11 protein-coding genes are annotated in these 14,756 nt (G+C 59.5%); 2 read left to right on the plus strand and 9 right to left on the minus strand.

Annotated elements, in window-relative coordinates:
• Nucleotides 1–4,896, minus strand: a complete 4,896-nt coding sequence (locus tag ACR6AS_RS09760; RefSeq protein ID WP_434161877.1) for an alpha-2-macroglobulin family protein — start codon at nucleotides 4,894–4,896, stop codon at nucleotides 1–3.
• 146 nt (nucleotides 4,897–5,042) lie between these two features.
• Here ACR6AS_RS09760 and sseA point away from each other — a divergent pair, with 146 nt between their 5' ends.
• On the plus strand, nucleotides 5,043–5,885 hold the full coding sequence (gene sseA / locus ACR6AS_RS09765) for a 3-mercaptopyruvate sulfurtransferase (protein WP_111139145.1): 843 nt from the start codon (nucleotides 5,043–5,045) through the stop codon (nucleotides 5,883–5,885).
• Between the two features lie 37 nt (nucleotides 5,886–5,922).
• On the opposite strand, the gene sseB is transcribed toward sseA, so the two are convergent.
• The 5 genes from sseB to trmJ form a co-directional block, all read right to left on the minus strand.
• Nucleotides 5,923–6,687: an enhanced serine sensitivity protein SseB gene (gene sseB / locus ACR6AS_RS09770; protein WP_111139144.1), complete on the minus strand. Its 765-nt coding sequence runs from the start codon at nucleotides 6,685–6,687 to the stop codon at nucleotides 5,923–5,925.
• 46 nt (nucleotides 6,688–6,733) lie between these two features.
• Complete coding sequence (gene pepB, locus ACR6AS_RS09775) at nucleotides 6,734–8,020, minus strand: aminopeptidase PepB (RefSeq protein WP_111139143.1); 1,287 nt, start codon at nucleotides 8,018–8,020, stop codon at nucleotides 6,734–6,736.
• Nucleotides 8,021–8,179: 159 nt separating this feature from the next.
• Complete coding sequence (locus tag ACR6AS_RS09780; protein ID WP_434161880.1) at nucleotides 8,180–9,340, minus strand: IscS subfamily cysteine desulfurase; 1,161 nt, start codon at nucleotides 9,338–9,340, stop codon at nucleotides 8,180–8,182.
• An 88-nt stretch (nucleotides 9,341–9,428) separates the two neighbouring features.
• Nucleotides 9,429–9,926 carry a Fe-S cluster assembly transcriptional regulator IscR gene (iscR, locus tag ACR6AS_RS09785; protein ID WP_111139141.1) on the minus strand — a complete coding sequence of 166 codons (498 nt, stop codon included), beginning with the start codon at nucleotides 9,924–9,926 and terminating at the stop codon, nucleotides 9,429–9,431.
• Nucleotides 9,927–10,071: 145 nt separating this feature from the next.
• Nucleotides 10,072–10,809 carry a tRNA (cytosine(32)/uridine(32)-2'-O)-methyltransferase TrmJ gene (gene trmJ, locus ACR6AS_RS09790; protein WP_367395695.1) on the minus strand — a complete coding sequence of 246 codons (738 nt, stop codon included), beginning with the start codon at nucleotides 10,807–10,809 and terminating at the stop codon, nucleotides 10,072–10,074.
• 132 nt (nucleotides 10,810–10,941) lie between these two features.
• Here trmJ and suhB point away from each other — a divergent pair, with 132 nt between their 5' ends.
• On the plus strand, nucleotides 10,942–11,745 hold the full coding sequence (gene suhB, locus ACR6AS_RS09795) for an inositol-1-monophosphatase (protein WP_111139139.1): 804 nt from the start codon (nucleotides 10,942–10,944) through the stop codon (nucleotides 11,743–11,745).
• Between the two features lie 60 nt (nucleotides 11,746–11,805).
• Here the strand turns inward: suhB and ACR6AS_RS09800 are convergent, their stop codons facing one another.
• The 3 genes from ACR6AS_RS09800 to ACR6AS_RS09810 form a co-directional block, all read right to left on the minus strand.
• Nucleotides 11,806–12,819, minus strand: a complete 1,014-nt coding sequence (locus ACR6AS_RS09800; protein WP_111139138.1) for a TIGR04086 family membrane protein — start codon at nucleotides 12,817–12,819, stop codon at nucleotides 11,806–11,808.
• A gap of 202 nt (nucleotides 12,820–13,021) precedes the next feature.
• Entirely contained in the window at nucleotides 13,022–14,020 is a 999-nt protein-coding gene (locus tag ACR6AS_RS09805) for a nickel/cobalt transporter (protein WP_434161883.1), read from the minus strand.
• Nucleotides 14,011–14,637: a DUF1007 family protein gene (locus ACR6AS_RS09810; protein WP_111139136.1), complete on the minus strand. Its 627-nt coding sequence runs from the start codon at nucleotides 14,635–14,637 to the stop codon at nucleotides 14,011–14,013. Before ACR6AS_RS09810 ends, ACR6AS_RS09805 begins: the two co-directional genes overlap by 10 nt.
• Between the last annotated feature and the right edge of the window lie 119 nt (nucleotides 14,638–14,756).

Consider the following 14,756-nt stretch of genomic DNA (forward strand, 5'->3'; position numbering starts at 1 on the left):
TTACTGAATGTGCAGCTGCGACGGTGTGCTACCGGTCGCGCGCCACTCCGGCACATACATCGATTCGACCTGGGGTGGCGGCATCAGGAAACGGCCCGGCGTTACCGCCCGCGCCAGATAGACCAGCGTCGCGGGACGATAAGAGTCGATCGCCAGCGCGGCAACAAAGCGGTCGTCGCGGAACTCGATGTGCCTGATGTCCGCCTGCTGCATGTCACCCATGCTCTCTTTGAGCGCATCCGCACTGTCACCGAGGCTGGCGCTGCTGTCTGCCAGGTTCTGGTTTTCCAGCTCCAGTCCGGCAGGCAGCAGATCCACCACCAGCGCATCGCTGATGCTACGCTTCGAAGAAACGGTCAGACGGACCACCAGCAGTTCACCGCTGCGCAGATTGCTGAGATCGGCAGCTTTACCATCCAGAGTGAAATAGTCGCGTTTTATTCCGAGCTGGTTGCTCTCCGGTGGTGGCGCGGTCAGCGGATAGCCCGTGACATCCAGACGACCATAGAGCGGCGCACTGCCCGGATTTTGCACCTCAACGCCCTGCAATAACCGCTCAGCCCCCAGCCCTCTGTTCAGTGGCGCATCGCCCTGCAAAGGCTGTGGCGAGCCCGCCAGCAGCGCCTGCCAGCCGCCACCCTGCCCCTGCTGCAGCGTGTGAGCCGCCAGCCAGAGCGCGTTATTTTCCTGGGTTGAGAACCAGCGTTTACCGTTGACCTCTTTCGACAGCGCCAGCAGCAGACTGTTCTGCAGCTGAGGCTGCAGCTTATACTCCGCTAACAGGGCGATCATCATCCCCTCATCGCGCACCGTGCTGCCGTAATCGCCATACCAGGTTTTTTCTGGTCGCGTCAGCGTGGCCCCCTGCATGATCGCCTGCTGCGCGCGCTGCCCGTCACCCATCAGCTTCAGCGCCACACCCAGCTGCATCAGCGCCAGACCGGAGCGGGCATGCTCACGCTGCTCATAGATCGCGCGCAGCGCCCCCAGCGGCGCGCGCTGCTGACGCGCCAGCACCAGTCCGGCGTAAGCCTGAACGCTGAACCGCAGGGCGGCGTGACTGTCACTGTCGCCACCGCTAATCTGCGTGGGATCCTGCAGATAGCGCAGCAGACGGGCGTTCGCGCGATCCACCACATTATCCGGCAGCGCATAGCCCGCCTCGCTGGCACGCAGCAGGAAGTCCGTTACGTAAGGCGTCAGCCAGAACTCCTCTTCACTCTGTTTATCCCACAGCCCGAAACTGCCGTTGGCCCGCTGCATCCCGGCCAGGCGGGCTATGCCAGTATCGATCGCGGCCCGGCGCGCCTCATCGCTGCTGGTTTTTATTCCCATCGCGCTCAGTTCGGCGTGGCGGGTGTAGAGAGACGGCCAGAGGCCACTGGTGGTCTGCTCCAGGCAGCCGTACGGATAGGCATAAAGCGCGCTGATATAGCGGGCAATATTGAGCGGCGGACGATTGCTCAGCGTCAGCTGTCCGCTCAGGGTCTGAGGATCCAGCCCGGTAAAGGCGGCGGCCGCGACCTGCCAGGGCCGATCAGGATTAATGACCGCATCAAAGCTCAGCGTGCTGGCCGGATAAGGCGGCCTGACACCGATTTTCCACTGCTGTTTCATGGGCCGCAGCGTCTCGCCGGGCAGATTCAGCCCGGAGATGGCCACCGTCACCGCACCATCACCAAAGCCGGTTTTCGCCGTGACCGGAATCTGCAGGGTTGTGCGCGCACCTTTGGCCAGCGTCACGCGCTGGCTGGCCGCACCGGCCAGATCCACCAGCCCGGTGCTGCTCAGATCCACGCTCAGGGTCTGCGGCAGATCCGTCAGGTTGGTGATATCCAGCGCCAGGGACGCCGAGTCGCCGCTGGCGAGGAAGCGAGGGGTCGCCAGCTCACTGATGAGCGGTGCCGCCACGGTCAGCCTGCGCTCTGCCGCCCCGAAGCTGTCCTCGCTCCAGGCCTGGGTCATCAGCCGCAGCTCTCCGTTAAAAGCCGGAACCGGCAGCGTTATCACGCCGTTGCCCGCTTTATCCAGTGTTACCGCCTGAAGCTGCTGCGCCACAATATTGACGTGCGTAACCGGTTTTTTACCGCCGCGCGTCATCGAATCGTCATCCCCGTCGCCGCCAAACCGCAGCGCCGCCAGCCGGCCCCCGCCGTCGATCAGCTGCCCGAAGACATCATACTGATCGGCGTTGTAGCGTTTGCGGCCAAAGAAAGCCTGCCATGGATCGGGCGTTCTGAAATCCGTTACGCTCAGCACACCGCTGTCCACCGCAGAGAGCAGTACGTTGACTTTTTCAGGCAGCGGGCCGCCGTCACGACTGGCATGAACCCTGACCGTCAGCGTCTGTTCAGGCCGGATTTTGTCGGGCGCATCCAGCGTCAGAGTGAGACGCCGCGCCTCTGTTGCCATCGGCAGATGCAGCAGCCCCACCGCACGTTTCGGCGTGGCACCGCTGGCCTTATCGCCGTCGCGCACCACGATGGCGCTGAAGTAAAGATCGTGTCGCCGCCAGCTCTCCGCTACCGGCACATCGACCTGGATGCCACCCTGCGGCACCGTCAGCGGTTGCCACCAGAGCGTGCCGCTGGCCGACTCCACCATCAGATAGCCCTTCCCGGCGGCCGGTGATTCAACCTGCAGGTGCACCGTGTCACCAGGCTGATAGGCCGCTTTATCCAGCTTCAGCCTGACCTGATCGGGCCGCAATGCGCCCGTGCCGTTGGTGTTGTCCTGCCAGTCATATCCCGCCTGGAACCGCACGCTGCTGACGATCTTTTCGCCCGCCTGGACTTCCAGCCGGTAGTGGCCCCACTCGACCGGGAAACTGACCCGGGTGCTGCCGTCTGCAGGCACCGCGATAATCCGCTCATCTTCCTGCAGATCTTTATTGCTGTACTGCGACTGCCAGCCTTCGCTGTCTGAGAAGCTCCAGTAGTCATCGCGGCGCTCCTGAATCAGTCGCACCGTCAGCTTATCTGCCGCCAGTTTTTTGCCCTGACTGCTGGCATAGACGATGTCAAATTCGGCCAGTCCGCCTTCCGGTACGGTAGGCTCATCGTGGTAGCGGTCAGTGCGGTAGTCATAGACCGCCTTGTTGCCGAACAGCGGCCGGATGCCGGGCAGCGCCCCGGCGGGCCAGATCGCCTGCGTAATCCGGCGCGTTACCGGGCGGCCACCGGTTTCCAGCAGGCTGGCCTGCAGGATCAGGCTGAGCGGCGAGTGCAGCTGATCCCACTGATTTTCGACCGCGAGCGTCGCTTTACCGCTGGCGTCGAGTTTCAGCTCCACCTCATCCAGCGTGCGCTTCAGCCCGTCCTCGGTAATGTCGCCAAACTGATAACCCGGCAGGGCCGCCACCGCTTCGCGCGCGGGCCGGAGATAGAGTTGCCCCTGCAGCGTGTTACCCGCCGCAGGCGCGCCGTAGAGGTAGCGCCCCTCGATACCAAACTCAATGCTGGCATCCGCGGGCTGTGGCTGCGGGTCGCTTTTCAGCGTCAAGGCCATGCGCTCCGGCAGAAAATCCTCGACGTGGAACCGCCACTCGCGCTTAAGGTTATCGCCGGTATTGAGCCGCAGCATCCAGTCGCCGGTCATGGCGGCGTCAGGGATCGGCAGACGCTGCTGATAGAGCCCCGCTTCCGGCTGCCAGACAAATGTCCGCATCACCTGACCATCGGGCTGAACCAGCTCGGCTTTAATCGGCTGGGCGGGCAACGGCTTGCCATCGGCATCGCGAAGCAGCGCATTGACGATGACCGTTTCACCGGGCCGATAGATGTCGCGCGGCCCGAACACAAACAGCTGCTTCTCGTAGCCCTGCGGCCCGGCCACCGGAAACTCCGCCAGGTCCAGCGCCGGACGCGCCAGGTCGATCAGCGAGGTCTGCTCACCCTGCACGGCCAGCAGCAGCTTGCCCTTCTCCTCCGCTCTGAGGCGAAGATGGCCGCTCCCGTCACTGGTGCCGCTCTGCAGCACCTGCCCTTTCTCATCCAGCAACCGGACGCTGACGCCAGACAACGGCTGGCCGTTAGCCAGGCTCTGGGCGAACAGTTCGAGCTGCGCCGGGAAGCGATGCAGCGACAGGCCGATATCACTGAGGGTGAAAAGCGTGGCAGGCTGGCTGTAGCGATAGGTCCCGGCCTGCTTCATCACGGCCAGATAGACGCCTGGCTGCTGCAGCGCGGCGATATCACTCATCGGCAGCTGCAGTTTTTCGCGGGTGTTGCGCGCCGGATTGAGTGCAAAGCGCCCGGAATAGACCAGCTGGCTACTTTTCAGCAGATCTTCAGACTGCCAGGTAGAGAGATTGTTGCCGTAGTTCCACTGCGCGAGAAATTCCGCCAGGCCCGCATTCTTTATCCGGAAGAAATCGACATCGACCTGATCCACGTTGAGCGCCAGCACCGGCAGCCCCTGAGTAATGCGCAGCGGCAGCAGAGCGCCGCGGCTGGCAAAGCCTACCATCGGCTGGATATCACGGGTGACGATTTTCTGGCTGTAACCGGCGGCCAGCGTCTCACCGCTGGCGGCGCGCAGGCCCGCCGCGACCGTGACGGTAAAGTGACGTGAGGGTTCGGGATGGCGGAAGCGCAGCGTCCTGCGATTGCCGGAAAGCTCCCAGCCGCCATCCACCCGGCCCTGTTTGTCGTCGGTCAGCCTGACGCTCTGCGCGAAATCCTGTTTCTCATCGAGCGGCTGACTGAAGGTCAGAACCAGCGCGGCGGCACCGTCGATCTGCAGTTCTGAAAGGTCGATAATCGTCAGCGGTTTGCTGACCTGGGTTGTCGCTGGGGCTTCAGCCGCGTAGAGCGGCAGAACGGGAAACAGGGTGGCTGCCAGCAGCGACCCTCCGAACAACATGCTGAACAGCAGTCGGTTAGTGCGTTTTTTCATGGTAGTTCCTTCACCGGGACGCAGAGAGTGTCAATTGATGACGCAGGGCAATTTCATATCAATGCTCGCATTTAATCAACGCTTCTCTTGAGATGGGGCGCACATTCCCCGACACTGGTACGACAGATTGCTGAGATGAGGTTGTTATGACGACTCCCCTGTTTGTGTCCGCCGACTGGCTGCATGAGCACTACGATGATGAGGGGCTTCAGGTGCTGGATGCCCGGCTGCTGCCACCCGGGATGGAGACGGTGCGCGATGTTCAGGCTGAATATCTGGCGGAGCATCTGCCCGATGCGCCCTACTTCGATATCGAAGCCCTTTCCGATCACACCAGTCCCTATCCGCATATGCTGCCGCGTGCCGAGGCTTTTGCCGTCGCCATGCGCGAACTGGGCATCAGCAGCGATAAGCACCTGATCGTCTATGACGAGGGGAATCTCTTTTCCGCTCCGCGCGCCTGGTGGATGCTTCACACCTTTGGTGTGGCGCAGGTGTCGATCCTGGCGGGCGGATTGCAGGGCTGGAAAGCCGCCGGGTATGCGCTGGCAACTGGCGAGGTGGATCTGCCGGAGGGTGAGTTTGAGGCGCACGCAGATGACAGCCGGGTGAAACGCCTGACGGATGTGCTGCTGATCAGCCATGAGGGCGGCGCACAGATCGTGGATGCGCGTGCCGCTAATCGCTTTAACGCAGAGGTGGACGAGCCGCGTCCCGGCCTGCATCGCGGGCATATTCCCAACAGCCTGAACGTGCCGTGGAATATGCTGGTCGAGCAGGGAAAACTGAAACCGGATGCGGAACTGCGCCAACTGTTTGCCGACGCGGGCGTGGATATCAGCCGCCCGGTGGTCGCCAGCTGCGGCTCAGGCGTCACGGCGGTCGTCCTGATTCTGGCACTGACCGCGCTGGGCGTTCGGGATGCCACGCTGTATGACGGCTCCTGGGGTGAATGGGGCAGTCGCGACGACTTACCGATCGCGAAATAAAAAGAGGCGGCCCGTGAGCCGCCTCTTTTTTTGCCTGTCAGATAATCCGTTCGCTGCCCTTAAAGTCACGCAGGAAACTGCCCCAGCGACGTTCATAAAAGGGCGTGATGTGGGCGGTGAAGAAGTGGCTGATGCCGCGTTCCTCTGCCCTCACCTCACAGATATCGATTGGCGCGTCGTCCGGCAGCGTGTCGGTTGCCACGCTGCCCGCGGCCTGAATAATCGCCTCGATGTTGCTGTCCGCTTCGATCCCAATCAACAGATTCGGCGCCTCATCGGCCTGCTCACGAAGGGTGGCGATAAACGCGCGACGCACCTGCTTATGCTTGCTGAACAGCTGCGTCAGCGAGTCGATCATCTGCGCAGGCGGTTCGGCCACTTCAGAAAGCAGCAGCGAGGTGCCGCCCTCCAGCACGGTTTGCTGAGTCAGCGCACTGCCCTCTTCCGCCAGCAGATGCGTGATCTCGGAGGCGGTAAACTCCTTGCCGGAAGGAAGTCGGGGATTGAGAAACAGCGTCTCGCCGCGCGTGATCTCAAACAGCGTCCGCACCGGCAGACGCAGCCAGGCCTGTTCACCTTTGACCGCTTCGCTCATCGCCTCTTCCGAGGTGAAAAAAGGAATGACGCTGCTGCCATCCTCTTTTTCCCAGTGCTGCAGATCGACGGGCGTGCTGGCATCAAACTGCTGTTGGGTGCTTTCGCCTGGCACCCAGACATCCGACGCCAGCAGCAGTTGAAAAAATTCGGGCCGATGGGCGGGCTCGGTCGCCGCCAGCTTCAGCACCTCTTCAAGACGGTTCATACTTCCCCTCTGAACAGCGGTGACTCTGGTCACCGCAGCGTTCGGCTTATTTCAGTAACAGATTGGCAATCGTGCGCACGCCCAGACCGGTGGCACCCGCCGCCCATTGATCGACCGCGCCTTTACGATAGGTCGCGGAACAGTCGATATGCAGCCAGCCCTGCTGATAATTGCTGACGAAGTAAGAGAGGAAGGCCGCCGCACTGCTGGCACCCGCCGCATGGGAGGGGCTGGCGATGTTATTAAGATCGGCGAAGTTAGACGGCAGATGGCTGCGATGGAACTCGGCCAGCGGCAGACGCCAGAAGGGTTCGTTCTCACTGACCGCGCTGCCCATCAGCGACTGCGCCATCACCTCATCAAAGGTAAACAGCGCGTGGTAGTCGTTGCCCAGCGCGGTTTTGGCAGCGCCGGTCAGCGTGGCGGCGTCGATAATCATCGTCGGATTCTGCTCGCTGGCGTCGATCAATCCGTCGGCCAGCACCAGACGCCCTTCCGCGTCGGTGTTCATCACTTCCACCGATTTACCGTTGCGATAGCGAATGATGTCGCCCAGCTTAAAGGCGTTGCTGCTGACCATGTTGTCGGCGCAGCAGAGATAGAGTTTCACGCGCTTGTTGAGGCCGCGTGAGATCGCCATCGCCAGTGCACCGGTAACGGTTGCCGCGCCGCCCATGTCCGATTTCATGGAGTCCATGAAGCTGCTCTGCTTCAGGCTGTAGCCGCCGGTGTCAAAGGTGATGCCTTTACCGACCAGACAGGCGTAGACCGGAGCGTTGTCGTCACCGGTCGGGTTGTAGTCGAGCGCCAGGAAGACCGGCGGACGGTTCGACCCGCGACCAACGGTGTGCAGGCCCATATAGCCCTGCTCACGCAGATCCTCACCCTTGGTGATGCGGTAGCTGACCGCGCTGCCACCCACTTCGCTGATCAGATCGATGGCGTTATGCGCCAGCTGCTCCGGCCCCAGATCTTCCGCTGGCAGGTTAATGACATTGCGCACCCAGTCGATGATTTTCAGGCGGCGATCGAACTCGGCCTGCTCATGCTCACCGAGCGCAGGCCACTCTACCTGACGCTGGCCTTTGGGACCACGGAAGCCCTGCCAGAATGCCCAGCACTGCTCAAGGTGCCAGCCCTCGCCGGTCAGCGCCACATGGCGGATCCCCTGGCTGTCGATTTTGTGCGCCGCACGCTGAATGATATTCAGCGCATCTGCGCCGGTCAGATGCAGCGTCATGCCGCTGTCGTTGCTGCTGAGAATCGCTTTCTCGCCCCAGCGCGCATCGGCGGGCTGGCTGCTAAGCGTAATGTTCATCGGTTGTGTGGTCATCGAAAAGCTCCATAGTCGTTATCTGTTTCATCCAGCCTGATTGTTATAACGGCTTTAATAAGATGTTAAATGTAACTCGCAGAGACCTGATAACAGATTCCGTCAGCGGTTGCCAGCGAACGGCATCACAGGACGCCGTTTCCGGATTATGGCCGGGTGTCAGGATTTCATGACGGCGCGCAGGCGGGTCACGGATTTCTGCACCAGGGCAATGGCGTAGTCAATCTCTTCTTCTGTGGTAAAACGCCCCAGCGAGAAGCGCAGCGAACTGTGCGCCAGCTCCTCGTTCAGCCCCATCGCCCGCAGGACATAAGAGGGCTCCAGGCTGGCAGAAGTACAGGCGGAGCCGGAAGAGAGCGCCAGATCTTTCAGCGCCATAATCAGGGATTCCCCCTCAACGTCAGCAAAACTGAGGTTGAGAATGTTCGGCGCGCCCTGCTGAAGAGTGCCATTAAGAGAAACGCCGGGCAGCACGCTGATCCCCTCCCACAGGCGCAGGCGCAGGCGCTGCAGTTGCGCCATCTCGGTTTCGCGCTCTTCGGCGGCGATACGACAGGCTTCCCCCATTCCAACAATCTGATGCACCGGCAGCGTGCCGGAGCGCATACCGCGCTCGTGGCCGCCGCCGTGGATCTGCGCCGCAATCTGCACGCGCGGTTTGCGCCGCACATAAAGCGCACCGATCCCTTTCGGGCCATAGAGTTTGTGGGCAGAGAAGGACATCAGGTCCACCGGCAGCACACTGAGATCGATCGGCAGTTTGCCAACGCTCTGGGTCGCATCCACATGAAACAGAATCGCCCGTTCGCGGCAGAGTTCGCCAAAGGCGGCGATATCCTGAATCACGCCGGTTTCATTATTCACATGCATCAGGGTGACAAGAATGGTGTCATCACGCAGCGCCGCGCGCAGCTGGTCGGGCGAGATAATGCCGTCTGCAGCCGGAGCCAGATAGGTGACCGTAAAGCCTTCGCGCTCAAGCTGCTGGCAGCTGTCGAGCACCGCTTTATGTTCTGTCTGGCTGGTGATGATATGTCTGCCGCGCGCCTGATGAGCGTGGGCCGCCCCTTTAATCGCGAGGTTATCCGATTCGGTAGCGCCGGACGTGAAGACGATTTCGCGCGGATCGGCATTGACCAGTTCGGCGATCTGATTGCGGGCGACATCCACCGCCTCTTCAGACTGCCAGCCAAAACGGTGCGATCGCGAGGCCGGATTACCGAACGTGCCATCCAGCGTCAGAAACTGCATCATTTTGCTGGCCACACGCGGATCGGCCGGCGTGGTGGCGGCATAATCCAGGTAAATCGGTAATTTCATTGCGCTACAGCTCCGTATTAAAAATCATACGTCTTTATAGCAGATTCGGCCCTGACCGCGTTAGCAGTAAGGGCCGGAACAGCGGGGATCAGGAGGCGCGCTGGTTAACGTTAATTTCCTGAGCGCGCGGGCTCTGGAAGCGACGATTATCGTTGGCATTCTGGCGGTCGGCCACATCCAGGATCTCCTGATTGTTTACCAGCTCCGCCAGCGTGATGTTGTTCAGGAAATCACTGATGCGCACGCTCAGGTCGCGCCACAGGACGTGGGTCAGGCAACGTTCGCCCCCCTGACAGCCCTCTTTACCCTGACATTTCGTGGCATCGACGGACTCATCAACAGCGGTGATCACTTCCCCGACGGAGATGGTATTGGATGCTTTGCCCAGCAGATAACCCCCGCCCGGCCCACGGACGCTGGAGACCAGATCGTTTTTACGCAGCCGCGAAAATAACTGCTCCAGATAGGAGAGCGAGATGCCCTGACGTTCAGAAATATCAGCCAGCGGAACGGGGCCTTCATGAGAGTGAAGGGCAACGTCCAGCATGGCAGTCACGGCATAACGTCCTTTGGATGTCAGTCTCATAGCGTACGACCTCAATAGCGTCCGGTTATCGGAGGATTAGCAACAGATGCGATGAAGTCTGACATTCCTGAGTAAATTGGTCAACTATTTAACCTGGTAAAACACTCAGGTATTTAACCTGGTAATTTACTCAACTATTAACGGCTTATTTTTTATCGCTTTTCGGCTTTTCAAACGACGAGAGCATCCCGCGCAGAATATTGAGTTCGTCGCGTTCGGGACGCGCACGGGTGTAGAGACGGCGCAGTTTACTCATCACCTGGCCCGGCGTCGCTTCACGGATAAAGCCGCTGTTCAGCATCATCTGTTCCATATGCTGATAGAAGCGTTCGAGGTCATCGACCAGCGGATAGGGAGACGCTTCATACGTCGGTTGTGGGGTCGCCTGCTCCTGCGACTGCAGCCAGGCCATACGCACTTCATAGGCGATGATCTGCACGGCCATCGCCAGATTCAGCGAGCTGTATTCCGGGTTCGCCTGAATGGCGACATGATAGTGGCACTTCTGCAGCTCTTCATTGGTCAGGCCAACACGTTCGCGACCAAATACCAGCGCAACCGGTGCCTGCTGGGCCTCTTCCACACTTTTCACGCCACATTCGCGTCCATCCAGCATCGGCCAGGGCAGCGAACGGGAACGGGCGCTGGTGCCCACCACCAGACTGCATCCGGCAATCGCCTCATCCAGCGAGTCGACGATTTTAGCGTCGCCGATCACATCGCTGGCACCGGCCGCCAGGGAGATCGCCTGGGAGTCAGGCTTGACCAGCGGATTCACCAGATAGAGGTTGGTTAAGCCCATGGTTTTCATGGCGCGGGCCACGGAACCCATGTTACCGGTATGGGAAGTTTCGACCAGCACGATACGGATATTTTGCAACATGATTAGGGATACTCAGAAACGGGTCAGTAAAATCAGTGGAGAGAATCCTAACATAAAGCAGGACATTTACCGAACACACTGCTATACTCGGCGCCGTTTTCCCCGTTCTTTAACATCCAGCGAGAGATACCGATGCATCCAATGCTCAACATTGCCGTGCGCGCAGCGCGCAAGGCCGGAAATTTAATTGCCAAATATTATGAAACCCCGGACGCCGTCGAAGCCAGCCAGAAAGGCAGCAACGACTTCGTAACCAATGTTGACCGCGAAGCAGAACGCCTGATTATCGAAATTATTCGTAAATCTTATCCAAAACACACCATCATCACCGAAGAAAGCGGTGAACTGGCGGGTGAAGATCAGGACGTTCAATGGGTTATCGATCCGCTGGATGGCACCTCCAACTTTATTAAACGTTTACCCCACTTTGCCGTCTCTATCGCAGTGCGCATCAAAGGCCGCACTGAAGTCGCGGTGGTTTACGACCCGATGCGTAATGAGCTCTTCACCTCGTCACGCGGTCAGGGCGCGCAGCTGAACGGCTACCGTCTGCGCGGCAGCATTGCACGCGATCTGGATGGCACCGTTCTGGCGACCGGTTTCCCGTTCAAAATGAAGCAGCATGCGCCTGCCTACATGAACATCCTCACTAAGCTCTTTACGCAGTGCGCCGATTTCCGCCGCACCGGTTCTGCTGCGCTGGATCTGGCTTATGTCGCGGCCGGTCGCGTGGATGGCTACTTCGAGATTGGCCTGAAGCCGTGGGATTTCGCCGCGGGCGAACTGCTGGTGCGTGAAGCGGGCGGTCTGGTCACCGACTTCACCGGTAACCACGGCTATCTGCTGTCAGGAAACCTGGTGGCAGGTAACCCGCGCGTGGTGAAAGCGATGCTGTCAGGCATGCGCGATGAGCTGAGCGAAGCGTTAAAACGCTAAGTTGCAGACGCAAAAAAAGGCGGCCTCCTGGCCGCCTTTTTTATTGCCTGTTAAGGCCGATTAACGACGTTCGTGTGACAGCACCTGACGAGGCTGAGTACGACGACCCACCATCCCCATCACGCCAGCCAGCACAGCTTCGATAACCAGCAGGATCAGGGCATACCAGCTTGCTTTAGCGGTCGCGGCAGCGGCTTTCTCACCGGCTTCACGCGCTTTCTGTTCAGCCTGCTGTTTCAGTTCCTGATATTTCTGCATCGCCTGCTGATAGTTCTGCTCGGCTTTAGCTACGATCTGATCCACTTCTTCATCGCTTTTACCGGTGCGGGCTTTGATAATATTTTTCAGCGCATCGCGGTCGGCAGCCTGCAGCGTATCCGAGTGACGATCCATCACGCCTTTTAACCAGTTAGTCAGATCAGTATCAGCTGTCTCAGGATGATTCGCGGTATTACTTGCCTGGTTCTCAGCGTTCTGCGCTTCATTATTCGCATCCTGCTTCAGGTTCTCTGGCTGTAATTCCGGCTTGCCGGTCTGACGTAAAGTGGTTTCCAGTTCATTCTGCAGGCTGTCGAGATTAATATTATTTTCCTGCAGTTTTTCTTTCGCCATCTGAGTAACCGAAGGCGCGGCGGCGGAAATACCACTGCCCAGTGCCTGGAAACCGGAACCCAGAATATTCATGGCACCACCTAATACGCTGGTTGCCAGCGCAATCGCCAGGTAAATAGTGAAAATTGTGCTAACGCCGAACATCAGTAAACCGTGCATGGCGCCTTCACGCTGAGCCAGACGGCCTGCGACATAACTACCCGCCGCCATCGCGACCAGCATTTCAATGGCCGTCCAGACCAGTGCACCAGTACCAATGCCGTCGAGAGGGTTCTGTTCTTTCATCGGATCAATGGTGGTGGCACCAATGGCCGTACCCAGCAGCGTCAGAATGATATGAACGATTAACGCACAAATAACACCGGCAAATACGGCGCTCCAGGAAATACGCTTTAACGGTAATCCCGCGGGCCCGGTCGCCAGCGTTTCGGTGTAGCCATTATTAAAACGGGTATCAGCCATGAAATATACTCCTCACAATAAACAGAAACTGTTCTGAACTTTTATCATCCTGACGGCGGAATGCCGTTTAGGTATTAACAGCGTAGACAGGGAATAGTTTTTTCTCCACTAAAGCGGATAGAGAAAAAATTAACGGAGTGAATTTAAAGATAATTAACGGGGAAACGCGGACGGCGGGAATTTAATTCCCGCTGCGTTTCAGTCAGAAAGGACGAATACCACCGGCTGGCGTCATCCGGGCGGCCTGCCATAAGGCCACTCCGGCTACGATTAAAATCAGGCTCCCGATCAGGGTCAGCAGCGGCATGAGCAGCCGGGACGTTCCGGCCTCTTCGCTCGGCTGCGCCAGGCGCTGCGCCACCGTACGCGCCTGCTGAACCAGCAGACCAATGGCCGAAATCGTCAGCGCCGTGCCCAGCGCCATCACCGCAGCGGAGAGAACGCCCCAGAGATAGACTCCGATCACTTTGGCGAACAGCAGCATCATAATCGCGCCGGAACAGGGGCGCAGTCCCATCGATAGCACCACCAGCAGCTGGGTTTTCACGCTGACATTGCCGCTCAGCTGCTGCGGAGTCGGCAGATGTGCATGACCACACCCACACTGATCGCTGTGCTGATGGTGAGGGGAATGCGGCGTCAGCGGCTGGAACGACTGAAACGGCGGTGCCGCTCGCGGACGCAGCGCCCGCCACAGCGCCCGCAGCGCCCGATACCCCATCACGATCCCCAGCCCCATCACCAGCAGGTAACTGCCCCTCTCCAGCCAGAAACTGCTGAGGTGCAGCTGACGCGACGAGGTTTTCAGCAGCACCAGCATCACCGTCACCAGGGCGATCGCCACCGAGCCCTGCAGCAGGGAGGCCAGCAGCGTGAGTCTGATACTGGTTTTTACGCGGCCCGGATGGGTCGCCAGAAAGGTAGTGATCACCACTTTACCGTGGCCCGGCCCCAGCGCGTGCAGCACGCCATAGAGCAGGCTGAAGATCACCAGTGAAAGGCCAGCCTGATGAGGCTGCGCCGCCACCTGCTGTAACAGCCAGGTCATCTGCTGGTGCAGATCTTTCTGCCACAGGACGCTCTGCAGCAGGATCTGCGGCCAGCAGAACCAGACCAGCCCCGCAGTGCTGATAAACAGTACCGCCATCAGCCAGAGTGGCCAGCGCCGGGCGATCCGGTTCGACCGGGCGATCACTGACATGTCAGCACCACCGTCTGCGCAAACTGGCGACCCAGATCGAGTTCTTCCGCCGGTGCGTCCGCCTTATCCAGTGACAGCGCATACTGCTTCAGCGCGTCGTCAGGCTTTGGCGTGTTCAGGGTAAACCGGCAGCGCGTCTGCAGCGCGGGTGGCAGCGTCAGGGCACCGGGGTTGTCATAGAACATATCGACAAAATAGGTGGGATCGAACGTCAGGATCTCAAAGCGCTGTCCGGCCAGCGTTGGCGGTTCCGCCAGCGGCAGAATGAACTCCAGCACTGCTTTGTGGCCGCTGCGCGACAGGTTGTATTCCGTTGGCAGATTCAAAAACTTTACCCGCTGTTGGTTATGCCAGATTTCCGAAAAGTAGTGCTGTCCCAGCACGTTGGCCATCACCTCCGCCGCCAGCTTCTTCCACACCACGCTGCCAGGCTTCGCCTCGCCTGCGTCATAGAGCAGATCGGCAGAGGTAATCTCATCCATGGTCCAGATCATCTTCAGGCCGGTAAAGGTGTCATCCTTCGCCACCAGCTCAGTTTTCATGTCGATGAAGCTATGCGGATGGGCCAGCAGCGCCGGACTCGCGGTCATCAGCAAAAGAAAAAGTGCACGTTTCATAATGTTATAAAGTAACGTTTCCGATGAAAAGGATCCAGAGGTAACTAAATTTTGTGACCCGCCTTAAACCTCCGGCAAATAAACCGCGCAAACCGCGCAACCGCTAACGGGGTTGACTA

The organism is Pantoea phosphatilytica (assembly GCF_051025615.1).
Taxonomy (GTDB): Bacteria; Pseudomonadota; Gammaproteobacteria; order Enterobacterales; family Enterobacteriaceae; genus Pantoea.